Here is a 16,707-nt window from a genome sequence, read left to right on the forward strand (position 1 = left end):
CGCGACGGCGGCGCCGAGTGCGGCCAGGCCGGCGCCGATCGTCCGGACGCCGGGGCGGGACCCGGCCACGGCCGGGCCGGACGGCGGGTCGACCGCCCGGACGCGGGTACCGATCCTCACGTGCTTCTCCCTGTCGGTGCCGGCCCGGGGCGGGCGACCCGGATCGGGCCGCCCACCCCGGGCACGGATCACTTGGTGACCGTGACCACCGGGCTGGTGATCTGCTGGTTCTCGCTGGTCAGGTGGACGTTGTGGGTGGAGTTCGCCTTGGCGGTCGGAGGCAGTTCGAAGCTGTAGGTGAGCCGACCCAACTCGTCGGCGTTCTTGTAGCCGACGAAGACGCCGTTGCGGCCCTCCTCGGCCTTGGTGTTGCGCAGGTAGACGGTGACCCGCTCACCCGGGTCGTAGCCGAACGCCTCGACCCGGACCCGGCCGCCGAGCGGAACCGTGGTCTTGTTGGTCCGGGCCTGCTCGCCCACGGTGTTCTCGGGGGTGCGCAGCTCGTTGACGGTCCGCTCTCCGGCCTGGTTCTTGCGGATCAGGAAGCCGTCGTGGTGCTCACCGTTGGCGTAGCGGGCCTCGAACCGGATCTGGTCGGCCTTGACGTCGATGAGCTGGTACAGCTGGGTGTTCTGGCTGGTGCTGGTCACCTCGGCACCGTTGCCGGTCCAGTTCTGGCCGTTGTTGAGCTGGTACATCTTGCCGCCGGAGACCGAGACGACGTAGGCGACACCGTTGTGCACGGTGGTCGACTGGCGGTTGACGGCGAGGTTGCCCCGGCCGTACGAGTGGTCGTGGCCCTGCAGGACGAGGTCGACGCCGTACTTCTCGAACAGCGGACCCCACTGGCCCCGGACGTTGGGGTTGTTCCGGCTGCCGGTGGTGGAGTAGACGGGGTGGTGGAAGGTGACGACCGTCCACTTGTTGGGGTTGTCCTTGAGCACCCCCTCCAGCCACGCGGTCTGCGAGGCCATCAGGGTGCTGTTGCTCTGGTGGTTGGTGTCCAGACCGATGAACCGCACACCCTGGTAGTCCAGGTGGTAGACCGTCTGCTTGAGCTCCGGGTTACCGGGGCCGTTGTCCGGGTACGGGAACTGCGGCCGCCAGAAGGTGGACAGCCCACCGCTGTACTCGTGGTTGCCCGGCACGGAGATGTTGTTGACCTGGCCGTCGATGAAGCCGCTGGCCTTGTACCACTGGCCCCACTGCTCTTCGCTGTTGGCGTGGTCGATCAGGTCACCGGCGTTGACGATGACCTTGGCCTCGGGCCGGTCGGCGAAGGCCTGCCGGAACACCCGGGGCACTGCGGAGTCGATGTAGTTCTGGGCGTCGCCGTAGTAGATGAACGAGAACGGTTCGAGGCTGCTCTCGGCGGTGGTGAAGTCGACCCACTCGCTCCAGTTGGTGCCGTCGCCGACCCGGTACGTGTAGCGGGTGCCCGGCTTCAGGTCGGTGAACTCGACGGTGTGGTAGGTCGAGGCGTACCCGAGGGTGGTGTTGACCGGGCTGGTGGCGCTTGCCCGGACGGTCCGGACCGCGCCGGCGGCCGGGGCGACGTCTCCGAGGGCCCGGGGGGCTTCGAGGATCTGCGCCTGCGCCCACTCGGCGGTGGCCTCGGCCCGCCAGGTGACCTTCTGCGTGGTGTCCGGCGTGGTGGTCGGGATCAGGATCAGACGGTCGGGCATCGGGGACGGCTTGTGGATCTCGGCCGCCGGGAACTTGGCCGGGGCGGCGTCGCCGAACGCGGCCGGTGCGAGTGCGAACCCGCCGACGAGCAGCGCCGTAGCGCCGATTCCGGCGATCTTCGCCCGCCGCGAGACGGTGAGCCAGGATCTACTGTGGCTAGTCACGATGAGAGTGCCCTCCAGCACAGGGGTTTCGCCTACCAGGGGTGAAAGGGCAGGCCAGTGGCATTACCGACGGCCCAGTGGAAGTCGACGCGACATCCAGCTTGCGTGGAGATGAACTCATGATCCATAGCTGTGGTGTCATGTGCGGCTGGCCGGTTGGTCCGCGACCGGACACCGACTGTTGATCTTGTGTTCACGGAGTCGGGCCTACGATGCGCCCGGCACCTGAGGCCTCGTGCCGCCGGTCGGCCCCGACGTCCCGCGCCGGTGACCAGGCGGTACGGCAGGCCCGTGCCTGAAGGAGCAGCCGGCACGGAAGGTCCGGGTCGGTCAGGACGGAACGGACCCGCGATGACACGTGACGATGCCCGCCCGCCGACCCGGCGCCCGCCCCGGTACCGGGGGTGGGCGGTGACCGCCGTCGTCGCGACGATGGCGGTCCTCCCGGCGACCGAACCCCGGGCGGTGCTGATGAAGGACGACACCTTCGTCGACGCCCAGACCAACGGGATCCTTACCATCGAGGGCGGTGAGTGCTTCACCGACCCCGCGTACTCGACCCGGCTCGGCGACGTCGTGGTGTTGTACGCGTCGTGCGAGGAGGGCGCGGACAACCAGTCGTACGCCTTCCTGCACGCCCCGGACGGCCCGTGGGACCGGCCGGGGCTCGTGGAGTTCGCCCGGGCCGGGTGCGGCCGGGACTTCGCGCAGCGGTGGACCTCCCGGGAGGCGTCCGGCCTGGACTACTACCCGGTGCTGCCCACCGAGGAGACCTGGGCGGACGGGGACCGGGACGTGATGTGTGTGGTGTACCGCCCCGGCGAGCGGATCACCCGTTCCCTGGTGCCGCTGGTGCGCTGAGGCGTCGGTGGTCAGTCGTCTCCGTCGGTCAGTTCGAGGTAGCGGTCGATCATCGCGTTGACCTGGTCGGGGACCTCCAGCTGGACGAAGTGCCCGGAGCCGACCGTCTGCCCGATGTCGGCCTGCGGGGCGAGCTGCGCCAGCCGGGCGTAGTCGGCGAAGGGGGCGTTGGACCCGACGTAACACGACGGGCGGTCCCAGCGGGCCAGGTCGGCGGCGTCGCCGTCGGCGGTGACGTACGCGGCCAACCCGGCGATCGGCTCGTACGCGACCTGGGTGCTGGGCTTCGACATCGCCGTGACGACCCGGCGGACCAGGCGGGGATCGGACCGGGGGAGGAAGTACGACCGGACGATGGCCTCCCTGGCCTGGCCGGAGGTGTCGTCGCGGAGGGACTCGGCGACCCCGTTGACGGCCTCGGCGGCACCGGGTGGACCGGCCACCGCGGAGTCGAGCATCACCAACCCGGTGAACCGGTCCCGCGCCCCGGCGGCGGTGGCCAGCGACCAGACGCCCCCCAGGCTGTGCCCGACGGCGGTGACCCGTCGCAGGTCGAGAGCGGCGGCGAAGGCCCGCAGTCGTCCGGCCATCTGGTCGACGCCGTAGCCGTCGGGCGGGGGCGGGCTCTCGCCGTGGCCCGGCATGTCCACCGAGATCACCCGGGCGGACCGTCGGTCGGCGAGGTGCCGGGCGACGGGGGCCAGGAACTCGTGGTCGCAGCACCATCCGTGCACCAGCAGGAAGGTGTCGCGTCGGCCCCGGCCGGCGGTCCAGTACCTGATCCCGGCGGCGCTTCGGCTTTCTGACGTCATGGCGTCCTCCCAGTTCAGAGCAGTAGGGCTGGCTCTACTGAAGCCGACTGGTCACCGACTGTCATGGCGTACCATGCCTTTTGAGAGTATTCACCCCTTTTGTGATCTATCGCGGATGGATGTGTGGGTGCGTCACCTCGGGGGGCGACAGTGAGCGACAGCATCGACCGGTTCTTCGCCCACCTCCAGGAGACGGCCGGCGAGATCCTGCCCGTCACCCCCACCGGCGTCCTCCGGTTCGACCTCGTCGACGACAGCGCGACCACCACCTGGTTCGTGACGATCCGCGACGGGCGGGCCCGGGTGAAGCGCACCGGCGGCGACGCCGACTGCGTCGTCGAGATGCAGACCGCCGACTTCGAAGGCCTCCTCGCCGGGCGCAGCAACTCGGTCGCCCTGCTGTTCCGGGGGGTCGTCTCGATCGAGGGGGACCTCAAGCTGTACCTGCTCTTCCGTCGACTGCTGCCGAAGCAGGCGGACAGCGGCAACCCCGAGCCGGACGTCGGTGTCCCGGTCAGGCGGGAGCGCGACGGGATCCGCCTGCACGAGTGGAGCAGCGTCTTCTACGGCAACATGTTCATGATCAGTGGCCAGGACGGCAACGCCGAGGCCGGTCCCACAGTTCCGCTCGGGCTGTTCTTCTTCGACACCCGGTTCCTGTCGACCTGGCGGCTGAGCGTCGACGACCAGCCGCTCGCCTCCCTCAGCGTCGACGACGTCCGGTCCTTCGAGTCCAAGTTCGCCCTGGTGCCGGGGCGTCCCGCGCACTACGTCAACACCACCACGTCGATCCTGCGGCACCGGTGGCTCCGGGAGAACCTCGAAGAGGAGATCACCCTGTTCAACTTCGCCCCCGAGCCGGTCCGGTACACCGTACGGCTCGACGTCGGGGCGGACTTCGCCGAGATCAAGGAGGTACACGACGGGTTCCACCGGCAACGTACCGTCACCAGCACCGTCGACCAGGACTCCCTGCGGCTGCACTACCGGCGGCAGACCCTGCACCGGGAGACGGTGATCTCCAGCAGTCAACCGGCCCACATCGACGAGCAGGGCTTCACCTTCACCGTCACCGTCGACTCGCACGGCACCTGGTCCACCCGGATGCGGGTGCTGACCCTCGTACGCGACCTGCACCAGCGCGACCTGCGGGAACGGCTGTACAGCTCCACCACCCGGGCCCGGGCCGAGGCGGGCCGGGAGATCGACACGATAGTGGCGTCCGCGCCCCGGCTCCGCGCTGACCACCAGGGGCTCAGCGAGGCGTACGAGTGCAGCGTGCGCGACCTCGCCGCGCTCTACTACCAGGGCCTCAACTTCGCCGAACGGCTGCCCGCCACCGGCCTGCCCTGGTCGATGACGCTGCTCGGACGGGAGAGCCTGGTCAGCAGCTTCCAGGCCCTGCCCTTCCTGCCCGACCGGGCGGTGAACACCCTGCGGATCATGGCATTGGCCCAGGGCGCCCGCCACGACCCGTTCCGCGCCGAACAGCCCGGTCGGATCGTCCAGGAGAGCCGGTACGGCGAGTCGGCCGCCTTCGACGACAGCCCGGAGGCAGCGGACTTCGGTGCCGTCGACACCACCCCGTGGTTCGTCATCCTGCTCGACGAGTACGAACGCTGGACCGGCGACGCCGACCTGGTCCGCCGGTACGAGGTCGAGGCCCGCGCGGCAGTCGACTGGCTCGACACCGACGCCGACCCGGTCGGCACCGGCTACGTCTGGTCCGACCGGCGGGACACCCGGGCCGGACCGGTGAACGAGTCCTGGCGCAGCTCCGCCGAGGGGATCTGTTTCCACGACGGCCGACTGGCCCCCTACCCGCACGCGGTCTGCGAGGTGCAGGGGTACACCTACGACGCCAAGCTCCGGGCTGCCCGGCTGGCCCGCCGCTTCTGGAACGACACGGCCCTGGCCGACCGGCTGGAACGGGAGGCCGCCGACCTGCGAGAACGGTTCAACAGTGACTTCTGGCTCCCGGACCGGGGGTACTACGCCCTGGCGTTGCAGACCGACGGGACGCCTGTCGACGCGCTCGCCTCGAACGTCGGACACCTGCTGTTCAGCGGGATCGTCGAACCCGCCCGCGCCGAGCGTCTGGTCGGGCACCTGCTGGGTCCGGCCCTCTTCAGCGGTTGGGGGGTGCGCAGCCTGGCCGCCACCGAGGGTCGGTTCAGCCCGCTGGGCCAGTACACCGGCGCGGTGTGGCCGTGGGACAACTCCATCATCGCCTGGGGCCTACGCCGGTACGGGTTCAAGGAGGAGGCCGCCCGCCTGTCCACGGCGTTGCTGGCGGCCGGCCGGTACTTCGGCGGGCGGCTACCCGGGTTCTTCGCCGGATACGACCGGGAACGCACCAGGGTCCCGGTGCCGTACCGGTTCACCGACAGCCCGTACGCGCCCTCGTCCGGGGCGACGTTGCTGCTGCTGAGGGTCCTGCTGGGGCTGGAACCGTACGACGACCACCTGGCTGTCGACGCGGCGGTACCCGAGGAGATGGGCCAGATCGCGTTGCTCGACGTCCGGGGCCGCTGGGGGTACGCCGACGCACTCGGCCGGGGGCGTCGGCTGCGCGACCAGCACCCGCCCCCGTCGTGAACCCGGGTCAGCGGCGCGGGCGCCGCTTCGACGGGCGGGTGGGGCCGGCACGTCCCGGCGTGGACGGGCGGCGGGCCACCGGGCGCGACTGCGGCCCGGTCGTCGAACCCCGTCGCCGGGCGGCCAGCCACACGATCACCACCACCACGGCGACCACGATCCCGGGCACCACCCAGGCCCCGATCCCGCCCCCCTCCTCCTGGGCGGGGGCGGCGGCCGGTGCCGAGGCGGGCGGGGCGGTGCCCGCCGGTGCGGCGGAACCGGGCACGCCGGGGCGGCTGCGGTGCCCCTGCTCCAGGAGCGCGAGCAGGGCCGGGGCGGCCTCGTTCGTCGGTGCGGTCCACCCCGCCGGCGGGCCGCCGGTCGGCCCCCGGTAGTCGAAGCTCAACGAGCCCTTCACCTCGTCACCATCGGAGGCGACGGAGAGCCACGTGGCGGTGTACCTGCCGGTCACCGGCCAGTGGGCGACGGTGAGCAGCGCGGGGTAACCGGTGTGGTAGAACGTCGGCTCCAGTCGGCCGTCGACGAGGTAGTACTCCTGGACCGGCTTGTCCAGGCGCTTCGGCTCCCCGTGGGCCCAGGCACCGTCCACCCGGGCCCCACCCGGAGCGCGGAGGGTGAAGTGAGCCTGCGCGTGTGGCTGCTCGGTGAAGTAGAGCGCCACGTGCTCCAGGGGCCGATCCACCATTGTGTCGGCGAGTGGGGCCGAGACGGCCAGTTGACCGTGGGCGGCAGCCGGTGCGGCGGGCAGCAACAGCGTCGTCGACAGGACTACCGACAGGGCCGCCACCAGGGCTCCCACCCGTCGGAACGAGCCGAGGCCGATTCGCATCTGCTCATGATGGCCATTCCCCTGGCCGGGGACAAGACGTAGAGTTCACAGCCCTGACATCGGAGGCGACCCGACCGTACGGAGTGCGTCAATGCCCCTGGGTGACCCCGCCCCCCGCCCCGCCCCCCGTCCCGCGCCCCGTCCCGTCGTCCGCCCCGCGCCCCGTCCCGTCCTCCGTTGACCGACCGGACCGGAGCCACCCCCGTGGGCCTGCTCGCCCACGGTGTCGGTGGCCGGGAGGACCTGCCCCTCTCGCTGCCCCAGCTCGTCGTCGCCGCCGTCCTCACCCTCGTGATCACCTTCGTCGCGTTGGGTGTGCTCTGGCGATCCCCGAGGCTGGACCGAGACGGCCACGTCGGGCAGCCCGTCCCGCGTCGGCTCGCCGCGCTCGTCGACGCACCGGCGTTCCGGTGGGCGCTGCGCGGACTCGGCCTGCTCGCCGGGGCGTACCTCTGCCTGGCACTGCTCGGCGGACCCGACGACGAGGACAACCCCACTGCGGGCGTCCTCTACGTCCTCGTCTGGATCGGCCTGGTCCCCCTGTCGCTGCTGTTCGGGCCGGTGTGGCGGGCGGTCAGCCCCCTGCGGTCGCTGTACCTGGTGCTCGCGGCGGCGGCCGGGCGCAACCCCGACCAGGGACTGCGCCCCCTCCCGGCGGGCCTGGGGGTCTGGCCGGCGGCGTTCGGGCTGGTCGCCTTCGTCTGGCTGGAACTCGTCGCACCCGGTCGGGCCACCCTCCCGGTGATCAACGCCTGGCTCGCCGGATACGCCCTGGTCATGCTGGTGGGCGCGGTGCGGTACGGCGTCGCGTGGTTCGACAGAGCCGACCCGTTCCAGGTGCACAGTGGACTCGTCGGACGGCTGGCCCCGGTGGGCCGACGCCACGACGGCGTCCTGGTGTGGCGCAACCCCCTCGACGGGATGGCCACCCTGCGGCCGGAGCCGGGACTGGTCACAGTGGTCGTCGTCCTGCTCGGCTCGACCATGTACGACAGCCTCTCCGCCGCCCCGGCCTGGCAGCGGTTCACCCAGGAGAACGGCCTCCCGGCGGTGGTCACCGGCAGCCTCGGGCTGGCCGGGGTCCTCGCCCTGGTCGCTGTCGCCTACCACCTTGCCGTCCGGGCAGCGGCCACCCACGGACGGGACAGCCGAGTCGCACCCGGGAGGGACGGCCAGCTCGCACCCGGGCGGGTCGGCGGGGAACTGGCCCACTCGATTGTGCCGATCGCCGTCGGCTACCTGCTGGCCCACTACTACTCGTTGCTCGTCGTCGAGGGTCAGCGGACGATCGCGTTGCTCTCCGACCCGCTGGGCACCGGCGCGAACTGGCTCGGGACCGCCGACTGGCGACCGCACACCGGCCTGGTCACCCCGGACACCGTGGCCGCCCTCCAGATCACCCTGATCCTGGTCGGGCACCTCCTGGGCACAGTGCTCGCCCACGACCGGTCGCTGTACCTGTCCCCCCGGGCCCGGGCGGTCACCGGCCAGCTACCGATGCTGGTGCTCATGGTCGGCTACACCGTCGCCGGTCTGCTGCTGCTCCACGCCGGCTGACCCGGGTCGCCCGCCGGTCCGTGCCGGGTCGCCCGCCGGTCCGGGTCAGCCCGGCACCGACTCGGCCTCCACCCGGCTGCCACGACTGCGCAGGACGTGGTTCAGCAGCGCGATCAGCACCTCCTTGCTGGACTCGCGCAGCCGCGCGTCGCAGAGCATCACCGGGACCTCCGGATCCAGGTTCAGGGCGAGCCGCACGTCCGGGAGGTCGTACCGGCGGGCACCCTCGAAACAGTTCACCGCCACGATGAACGGGACGCCGTGCCGCTCGAAGTAGTCGATGGAGGGGAACGAGTCGGCCAGTCGACGGGTGTCGGCGAGGACCACCGCGCCGAGGGCACCCAACGCCAACTCGTCCCAGACGAACCAGAAGCGGTCCTGCCCCGGGGTGCCGAACAGGTAGAGCACCAGGTCGTCGCCGAAGCTGATCCGCCCGAAGTCCATCGCCACTGTGGTGGTGGACTTCTCCTCGACGCCGGAGAGGTCGTCGACCCCGACGCCGGTCTCGGTCAGGACCTCCTCGGTGCGCAGCGGCTGGGTCTCGCTGACCGCGCTGACCAGCGTGGTCTTGCCGACACCGAAACCGCCCGCGACGAGAATCTTGATGGCTGTCGGGAGGACCACCGTGGGGGAGTCGTCAGAGTTTCCGTAGTCCATTGATGAGTGCCTCGAATACGTGGTTGTCCGGAAGCAGGGTGGGCGGCCTCGGCTCGGAGACCCGGACCAGCCCCCGGGCGAGCAGGTCGTCCAGGAGGACCCGGACGGTGCCCAGGGGCAGGTGAAGGTGGGCGGAGACCTCGGCCAGGGCCAGCGGCCGTTGGCAGAGGTCCACGATGTGCAGGTGCTCGGGGGTCAGTCCGACCTCCAACTGTGGTGCCGGTGCCGTGGCGAGGACCAGCGAGATGACGTTGAAGCCGTTCCTGGTACGGGCTCGGCCACCGGTCATCGCGTACGGCCGGACCAGCGGTCCGGCGTCGTCGTCGACCCACAGGGGTTCCGCGTCGGGCATCTCGGCGCGTCCTACCGGATCGGCCGGGTCGGAGCGACGAGGAACCGACCGGCTCGTCCGACCACCATGGCCATCTCGTAGGCGATGAGCCCGACGTCGGCGTCCTCCCCGGCGAGGACGGCCAGGCACGCGCCGCTGCCCGCCGCCGTGACGAACAGGAACCGGCTCTCCATCTCGATCACCGTCTGGCGGACCGGGCCGCCGTCGAATCGGCGACCGGCTCCCTTGGCGAGGCTCTGGATCCCGGAGGCGACCGCGGCCAGGTGCTCCGCGTCGTCCCGGCTCATCCCGGTGGAGGCGGCCATGAGCAGGCCGTCCACGGAGAGCACGACGGCCTGCTCGGCCTGCTTGACCCGGCCGACCAGGTCGTCGAGCAACCAGGCCAGGTCACCGGCGGACTGCTGCTGCTGTACCACTCGTTCCTCTTTCTACCGATCGGTGCCGCGCGCGGGGGGATCCTCCGGGTCGGGGCGGTCGTCGCCTTCGGTGTCCTGGAGACGTTCCGCGTCGGCGCGCCCGCGCAGGGTGCCCCGCTGGTACGAACTCATGGTCCGTCGGACCCGGTCGGGGGAGGTGACAGGCGCGTCGGCGTCGGTGTCGTCGTCGACGGTCGGCGAGTCACGCAGCTGCGGGGCGATGCTGGACTGTCGGACCCGGACCGGGAGACCGGCGGGGGTCTGCCCGCCGTCCGGGGGTGTCGCTGCGGGGCGCTTCGGTGGTGTGGCCTGCAGCGGGGCGCCGTCCTCCGCCACCCGGGGGGCGGTCGGCGTCGGCGGGGTCTCCGGTGCCGTCGCGGGTGGCCGCTGCGCCGGGGACGGGGTGTCGGTCGGCCGGGCCGGACCGGAGGGGGTGATCGTGGGCAGCTCCTGGGTGGCCAGGACGTCGGTCGTCGGAGCCGGACCCGAGGGCGGGGCCGGGTCGGCGGACGGGGCCCGGTCGGCGGACGGGGCCGGGTCGGCGGACGGGTCGGCGGACGGGTGCGGACCGGCGGACGGGCCGCGTTGGGCGAGCGCTACCGACCCGGCCGGCTCACCGCCCCTGGTCCGGGCCCGGTCGGGCAGGCCGCCACCGGTCGGGGCCGGTGCCTTCGTCGACGCCGGTTCGCGGCGGAACCCGTCGGCCCCGGTGACCAGGTCCATCGGGATCAGAACCACGGCGGTGGTGCCGCCGTACGGGGAGTTCTTCAGCCGGACGCCGAGCCCGTGCCGGGCGGCCAACTGGCTCACCACGAACAGGCCGAGCTGGTTGGCGTTGGAGAGGGTGAAGTCGCGGGGGGTGGCGATCTGCTCGTTCGCCGCCGCGTACTCCTCCTCGCTCATCCCGAGCCCACGGTCCTCGATCTCGATGGCGAACCCGTTCGCCACCAGCTGTCCCTTGACCTCGACCTGGGTGTGCGGCGGAGAGAAGGTCAGGGCGTTCTCGACAAGCTCGGCGAGGAGGTGGATGACGTCGCTGACCGCTCGTCCGGCCAGGCCGACCGAACCCAGCGGCAACACCTGCACCCGGGGGTAGTCCTCGACCTCCTGGGTGGCGGCGCGGGCCACGTCCAGCATCGGCACGTTGCGTCGCCAGGCCCGGCCGGGAGCCGCCCCGGAGAGGACGATCAGGTTCTCCGCGTTACGCCGCATCCGGGTGGCGAGGTGGTCGATGCGGAACAGGTCCTCCAGCTTCTCCGGCGACTCCTCCTGCCGCTCCATGGTGTCCAGGAGGGTCACCTGCCGGTGCACCAGGCCCTGGGTGCGCCGGGCGAGGCTGAGGAACACGTCGCGTACGGCCCGGCGCAGTTCGGCCTGCTCGACGGCGGTCCGGATCGCCGTCTCCTGGACCCTGTTGAACGCCTGCCCCACCTGCCCGATCTCGTCGTCGCCGACGTCGAGCGGGGGCGCCTCGGTGGCGACGTCCACCTTCTCGCCCCGGCCCAGCCGCTGGACGACGGCGGGCAGACGCTCGTCGGCGAGCTTGTGTGCGGTGTCGCGGAGCCGCTGCAACTCGGTCATCAGGGCCCGGGTGGTGGTCACCGAGATCACGATGGACGCGATGACGGCGACGAGGCCCAGACCGGCGGCGAGGATCAGCCGGACGACGACCATCACGGCGGCCGGGATGGCCCGGTCGACGATCTTGTCACCGCCGTCCAGGACGGACTCCTGGAGACCGGACAGGGCCCGGTCGGCTGCCGGCTCCCAGTCCTGGGCGGCTACCACCGGGCGGGCGACGTCCCGGTCACCGGCGGTGATCCGGTCCTGGAGCTCGCCCAGACGGCTGAGGTCGGTGCTGGTGAGCAGCGTCTGGAACAGGCTCCGGTCGTCGGCCCGCATCTGGTCGAGGGTCCGGTCGGCGAGGAACCGCTGGGCGGCCACCAGGTCACCGAAGCGGGCGAGTTCGGCGGGGGTCACCCGACCGGCGGCGAACACCCCGGCCAGCAGGGTGTCCTGCTGTGCGACCAGCTCCCGGACCCGGTAGATCTCGATCAGGTGCCGGGTGTCCGCTTCGAGCACCCGGTCACCGATGCTGCCGATCACGTCGTAGATCAGGAAGTGGCTGCCGACGGCCCGGGTGTAGGCCTCCTGGACGCCGGAGCGGTCGGCCGCCCGCTCGTCGACCGACCTGCGGACCCCGGGGAGGGCGTCCAGTTCGGCGATGGCGGCGTCGATGCGCTGGCGGGTCTGGTCGGTGCCGGCCAGCCTCGCCGTCCAGCCCGTCGCGGTGCGCCTGAAGTCCGCGGCCAGCTCGTCGACAGTGCGGCGGCCGTCCTGGAGGGCCTCCCGCCGGGACTCGTTGGGGGCGGCGAGGTAGGCGACGGAGAGTCGCCGCTCGTCCTGCAACGCGGGTACGAGGACCTCGCTCGGCGCGGCCACCTCGGTGTCCATTGCCCGGATGCCCAGGAGTGTGACGCCGTCGCGGAGGGTCACCCAGGCCGCGAACGACCAGAGCGCGACGAGCGACAACAGAAGAGCAATGACCTTCGTACGCAGATTGGTGCTGCGATACCGCATCAAACCGTCCCATGGGCGGACATCGGTAACCCTCCGGCGCATTCAGGCCGGTCGAGCTATTCGGAGGAGGCAGACCGGGAGACGCTAGCAGCTCGCCGACTCTCCACTCAAGACTGCCCGGATCGCTCCCGCGAAGTGCCCGGTCGGCCCGTGGTGGGCGTCGCCCGCCGTCCTCGAAGGACTCACTGACGACTCAGGAGTGGACCCATCGGCGATGAAATGCGCAAAGGTGAAGCCGATCACGCGTCGCAGCCATGGATGTACGGAGAGGGGATGGCTAAGTTTGCCGGGGACGACCAACGCACGGGGGCCTCATGATTACACAAAGTGATGGGAGAAGGGTGCTGTGGGGGTCTCCGACAGTGAGTCAGGAGTCAGTGCGCGGGTGATCCCGGCCCGCCGGGCGGTGCCCGGGATGCTGCGTGACGTCCACGCCGCGCTGCTCGACGCGGCGAACTCCTCCGACGGGGAGGTGGTACGGATCGGCCTCGGCCTGTCCCGGCCGTACCTCGTCACCCACCCCGCGCACGTCCAACAGGTCCTCGCCGAACGGCCGACCGTCTACCAGCGGGGCAGCGACACCGCGCTCTGGCGGTCGGTGCGCCGGGTGGTCGGCGACGGCATCCTCGGCGAGGGCGAGGAGTGGACCACCAGCCGGAAGGTCCTGGCCCCGCTGTTCCGCCCCGCGCGGATCACCGGCATCGCCGCCTCCCTCGTCGCCACCGTCGCCGACGCGGTCCAGGGGATCGAGGCGGCGGCGGCCACCGCGACGCCCGTCGACATGGCCGGTGAACTCACCCGCATCGTCGCCGGGGTGAGCGTCAGGACGTTCTTCGCCGACCGGCTCTCGCTCGACGACGCGCTGCGGATCACCGAGGCGCAGGCGACCATCCTCACCGCCATGATTCCCCGGGTCGTCGCACCCTTCGTACCGTGGTGGCTGCCGATGCCCGGCGACCGACGCTTCCACGCCTCGGTCCGCACCATCGACGACATCCTGCTGCCCGTCCTGCGCCGAGCCGTCCACGAACCCACCGACGGCGACGACGTCCTGTCCATGCTGGTCCGGGCGCGGGCCGCCGACGGCGACGCGCTCCCCGACCGGCGGATGCGCGACGACCTGGTCTCCATGGTGGCGGTGGCCACCGAGACCAGCCAGACGGCACTGACCTGGCTCTGGCCGGTGCTGGCCGGCCGCCCCGACGTGACCGCGCGGCTCACCGACGAGATCGACCGGGTCGTCGGGGCCGGTCCCGTACGCGCCGAGCACCTGACCCGGTTGACCTACACCGGGATGGTGCTCACCGAACTGCTCCGCCTCTACCCACCCGGGTGGATCTTGCCCCGGCGGGCGACCACCGACGACGTCCTCGGCGGCGTACGCATCCCGAAGGGCGCGACGGTGCTGCTCTCGCCGTACGCCACCGCACGGATGCCGCAGTTCTGGGGGCCGACCGCCGGGGAGTTCGACCCGGACCGGTTCGCCCCCGGCCGGGCCGAGGCGCAGGGGCGGCACCGCTACGCCCACTTCCCCTTCGGCGGGGGGATGCACCGCTGCGTGGGCGAGCACCTGTTCCACCTCCAGGCCACGCTGATCGTGGCGACCGTCCTGCACCGGTTCCAGTTCACCGCCGTCGACGACACCCCGCCCGGCGTCGAGGTCGCCGGGCTGCTGCGGGCGCGGCAGCCGGTGTCGCTCACGTTCACCCGTCGCCAACGAGACCAGGAGCGCGTCTGATGTCAGTCGTCACCACCGAACTCGACTCCGCCGCCGAACACGCCCGGATCTGCGCCCTGGCCTCCCGGGGGCAGCGCGACCTGCAGAACGTCGCCGCAGCGTACCCGGCGATCCTGCCCGACCCGCCTGTCGATCCCAGCATGCTCGGTGCCGTCGCGATGTCCACGGCGTTCATCGCCCCCTGGTGCACCGCCGCGCAGCTGCGGACCGCCAACCGGACCTCCCTCTGGATCACCGCCGAGGACTGGGAGATCGACTACCGGGCCACCTCCGCCACCGAGGTCGCCGACGTGGTCGCCCGGTGCACGGCCGTCGCCGAGGGAGCCGCCCCCGACGACGGTGACCAGCTCGGACTCTTCCTGGCCCGGATCCGCGACGACCTCGCCACCGTCGACGCCTTCGCCGCCCGGCACCCACTGTGGAGCGAGGAGGTACGCCGGGTCCTCGCCGCCGACGCCCGCGAGTGGCACTGGAAGGCCGACGGGGTACGCCCCACCGTCGAGGACTACCTGGCCAACTCCGACGGCTTCGGAGCCACCTTCGTCAACGTCTCGCACTGGCTCGCCACCGGCGACCCGGACACCCTCGCCCACCTCGACGAGCTGATCCGGGCCAGCCGGCAGGCCCAGGAGATCATCCGGTTGGTCAACGACCTGGCCAGCCACGAGCGCGACGCCCGCAGTGGTGACCTGAACATCCTCTCGCTCGGCCTGGACACCGACGACGTACGGAAGCTGACCGCCGAGCGGATGACCGACTGCCGGGCGCTGCTGGCGGAGCTCTCCCGACGCTGCCCCCGGCAGGCCGTCTACCTCGCCCGGGAGATCGGCTACACCAGCGGGTTCTACCGCCAGACGGACTTCTGGGGTCACGTTGAACAGCGGTGAACTCGCCGAGATCGTCCGGGTCGACGTCGACTCCGAGGTCCGTGACCTGGTCGCCCGGATGGTGCGACATCCGGCCGGTCAGGTCTCCGCCTCGACCTACGAGACCGCCCGGCTGGTGAGCCTCGCACCCTGGCTCACCGGCCACCACCGCCGGGTCCGGCACCTGGTGGGCACCCAGCGGGCCGACGGTGGCTGGGGAACGGAAGACCCCTACGGGCTGGTGCCCACTGTCAGCGCCACGGAGGCGCTGCTGACTGTGGTGCGTACCGGCTCGGCCCCGGGCCTGGACACCGTCACCCGGGCGGCGTCGCGGGCGGTGACCGGGTTGGCGGACCGGCTCGGCGACGTCCGCGCCCTGCCCGACACCCCGGCGATCGACCTCATCGTGCCGGCGCTGATGGGAGCGATCAACGAGCATCTTGCCGACCCCCCGCCGGGGCTGCCCCGGACCCGGCTCCCGTTGCCCCCGGGGATGACCGGTGCCCGCCTCGCCGCCGTACGGGACCGGGTGGCCGCCCGTGCCCCGCTGCACCCGAAACTGCACCACGCCGTCGAGGTGGTGGCGGACCTGCTCCGCGACCTGCCGGGGCTCACCCCGCTGCCGTCGGGGACCGTCGGCGCGTCCCCGGCCGCGACCGCCGCCTGGCTGGCCGCCCAGGACCGCCCGGACGCCCACCCGGCCGCGCTGTCCTACCTGGAGGCAGCGGTCCGCCCGCTCGGTGGACTCGCACCCTGCACCACCCCGATCGCCGTCTTCGAACGGGCCTGGGTGCTCAGCACCCTCACCCGGGCCGGCCTGCCGGTCACCGTCCCGGCCGAGGTGGTCCGCAGCCTCACCGCCGACCTGGGGCCGACCGGCGTCGCGACGAGCCCCGGGCTGCCCCCCGACGCCGACACCACAGCCGTCACCCTCTACGCACTGATGCGGCTGGGCGTAGCCGTCGACCCGGACTGCCTCTGGCCCTACGAGACCGGCGCGGGCTTCTGCACCTGGCCGGGGGAGGACGGTCTCTCCGTCACCACGAACGCCCACGTCCTCGACGCACTGGGCCAGCACCTCGCCGACGGGGCCGGCCACGACCGGCACCACCACGCCGTCGACCGGCTCCAACGGCTGTTGCTCGACAGGCAGGACACCGACGGGGCCTGGCGGGACCGGTGGCACGCCTCGCCCTACTACGCGACCCTCTGCTGTGCGCTGGCCCTGCACTCCTACGGGCATCCCACGGCGGTGGCCCCGGCCGTGACGAGAGCGGCCCGCTGGGTGGTGGACACCCAACGGGCCGACGGTTCGTGGGGGCGGTCCGACGGCACCGCCGAGGAGACCGCGTACGCCCTGCACCTGCTCTCCACGGCGGCGTCTGATCCGGACACCGCCGCCGCCGTGGCCCGGGGCCACGCGTACCTGGTCGGGGTGGACGACGGGGAGGAGGGTCTGCCGCTCTGGCACGACAAGGACCTCTACCGTCCGGACCTGATCGTCCGGGCGGCAGTGCTCGTCGCCCGCCACCTGGCGGCCCCCGCCTAGGCGGCGGACGCACCCGCCGCCGACCGGACGGCGGTCGCG

The 16,707-nt window shown here is 72.0% G+C and carries 13 protein-coding genes; 6 read left to right on the forward strand and 7 right to left on the reverse strand.

Annotated elements, in window-relative coordinates; genetic code table 11:
* Positions 1–188: 188 nt before the first annotated feature.
* On the reverse strand, positions 189–1,850 hold the full coding sequence (locus ABT336_RS14240; RefSeq protein WP_350897005.1) for a purple acid phosphatase family protein: 1,662 nt from the start codon (positions 1,848–1,850) through the stop codon (positions 189–191).
* 351 nt (positions 1,851–2,201) lie between these two features.
* Between ABT336_RS14240 and ABT336_RS14245 the strand changes: the two genes are divergently transcribed.
* On the forward strand, positions 2,202–2,711 hold the full coding sequence (locus ABT336_RS14245) for a hypothetical protein (protein ID WP_350897006.1): 510 nt from the start codon (positions 2,202–2,204) through the stop codon (positions 2,709–2,711).
* A gap of 11 nt (positions 2,712–2,722) precedes the next feature.
* On the opposite strand, the gene ABT336_RS14250 is transcribed toward ABT336_RS14245, so the two are convergent.
* Complete coding sequence (locus tag ABT336_RS14250; RefSeq protein ID WP_350897007.1) at positions 2,723–3,523, reverse strand: alpha/beta fold hydrolase; 801 nt, start codon at positions 3,521–3,523, stop codon at positions 2,723–2,725.
* A gap of 150 nt (positions 3,524–3,673) precedes the next feature.
* Here ABT336_RS14250 and ABT336_RS14255 point away from each other — a divergent pair, with 150 nt between their 5' ends.
* A complete protein-coding gene (locus ABT336_RS14255) occupies positions 3,674–6,121 on the forward strand; it encodes a glycogen debranching N-terminal domain-containing protein (protein WP_350897008.1) in 2,448 nt (815 codons plus the stop codon).
* A gap of 7 nt (positions 6,122–6,128) precedes the next feature.
* Here ABT336_RS14255 and ABT336_RS14260 read toward each other — a convergent pair whose 3' ends face one another.
* A complete protein-coding gene (locus tag ABT336_RS14260; protein ID WP_350897009.1) occupies positions 6,129–6,953 on the reverse strand; it encodes a copper resistance protein CopC in 825 nt (274 codons plus the stop codon).
* 177 nt (positions 6,954–7,130) lie between these two features.
* Between ABT336_RS14260 and ABT336_RS14265 the strand changes: the two genes are divergently transcribed.
* Positions 7,131–8,510 carry a hypothetical protein gene (locus ABT336_RS14265; protein ID WP_350897010.1) on the forward strand — a complete coding sequence of 460 codons (1,380 nt, stop codon included), beginning with the start codon at positions 7,131–7,133 and terminating at the stop codon, positions 8,508–8,510.
* Positions 8,511–8,555: 45 nt separating this feature from the next.
* Here the strand turns inward: ABT336_RS14265 and ABT336_RS14270 are convergent, their stop codons facing one another.
* From ABT336_RS14270 to ABT336_RS14285, 4 genes are read right to left on the reverse strand one after another with little or no spacing between them, the layout of a single operon-like run.
* Positions 8,556–9,167, reverse strand: a complete 612-nt coding sequence (locus ABT336_RS14270) for a GTP-binding protein (protein ID WP_350897011.1) — start codon at positions 9,165–9,167, stop codon at positions 8,556–8,558.
* Positions 9,148–9,519: a DUF742 domain-containing protein gene (locus ABT336_RS14275; RefSeq protein WP_350897012.1), complete on the reverse strand. Its 372-nt coding sequence runs from the start codon at positions 9,517–9,519 to the stop codon at positions 9,148–9,150. Before ABT336_RS14275 ends, ABT336_RS14270 begins: the two co-directional genes overlap by 20 nt.
* Positions 9,520–9,530: 11 nt before the next feature.
* Positions 9,531–9,935 (reverse strand): roadblock/LC7 domain-containing protein, encoded by a 405-nt coding sequence (locus ABT336_RS14280; protein WP_350897013.1) that lies wholly within the window; start codon positions 9,933–9,935, stop codon positions 9,531–9,533.
* A gap of 12 nt (positions 9,936–9,947) precedes the next feature.
* Positions 9,948–12,515, reverse strand: coding sequence for a sensor histidine kinase (locus tag ABT336_RS14285; RefSeq protein ID WP_350897014.1), 2,568 nt, complete (start codon positions 12,513–12,515; stop codon positions 9,948–9,950).
* Positions 12,516–12,903: 388 nt separating this feature from the next.
* On the opposite strand from ABT336_RS14285, the gene ABT336_RS14290 reads away from it, so the two are divergent.
* The 3 genes from ABT336_RS14290 to ABT336_RS14300 are packed head-to-tail and all read left to right on the forward strand — an operon-like array spanning position 12,904 to position 16,668.
* On the forward strand, positions 12,904–14,253 hold the full coding sequence (locus ABT336_RS14290) for a cytochrome P450 (protein ID WP_350897032.1): 1,350 nt from the start codon (positions 12,904–12,906) through the stop codon (positions 14,251–14,253).
* Positions 14,253–15,140 (forward strand): terpene synthase family protein, encoded by an 888-nt coding sequence (locus ABT336_RS14295; RefSeq protein WP_350897015.1) that lies wholly within the window; start codon positions 14,253–14,255, stop codon positions 15,138–15,140. Before ABT336_RS14290 ends, ABT336_RS14295 begins: the two co-directional genes overlap by 1 nt.
* Positions 15,127–16,668, forward strand: a complete 1,542-nt coding sequence (locus ABT336_RS14300; RefSeq protein WP_350897016.1) for a prenyltransferase/squalene oxidase repeat-containing protein — start codon at positions 15,127–15,129, stop codon at positions 16,666–16,668. Before ABT336_RS14295 ends, ABT336_RS14300 begins: the two co-directional genes overlap by 14 nt.
* Positions 16,669–16,707: the final 39 nt, after the last annotated feature.

The organism is Micromonospora sp. NPDC000207 (assembly GCF_040300925.1).
In the GTDB taxonomy this organism is placed as follows: domain Bacteria; phylum Actinomycetota; class Actinomycetes; order Mycobacteriales; family Micromonosporaceae; genus Micromonospora.

Bases quoted from the DNA above. Each gene is read 5' to 3' on its own strand.
- ABT336_RS14295 (WP_350897015.1), top strand. From the start codon at position 14,253: ATGTCAGTCGTCACCACCGAACTCGACTCCGCCGCCGAACACGCCCGG.
- ABT336_RS14275 (WP_350897012.1), bottom strand. From the start codon at position 9,519: ATGCCCGACGCGGAACCCCTGTGGGTCGACGACGACGCCGGACCGCTG.
- ABT336_RS14250 (WP_350897007.1), bottom strand. From the start codon at position 3,523: ATGACGTCAGAAAGCCGAAGCGCCGCCGGGATCAGGTACTGGACCGCC.
- ABT336_RS14245 (WP_350897006.1), top strand. From the start codon at position 2,202: ATGACACGTGACGATGCCCGCCCGCCGACCCGGCGCCCGCCCCGGTAC.
- ABT336_RS14285 (WP_350897014.1), bottom strand. From the start codon at position 12,515: ATGCGGTATCGCAGCACCAATCTGCGTACGAAGGTCATTGCTCTTCTG.
- ABT336_RS14260 (WP_350897009.1), bottom strand. From the start codon at position 6,953: ATGCGAATCGGCCTCGGCTCGTTCCGACGGGTGGGAGCCCTGGTGGCG.
- ABT336_RS14270 (WP_350897011.1), bottom strand. From the start codon at position 9,167: ATGGACTACGGAAACTCTGACGACTCCCCCACGGTGGTCCTCCCGACA.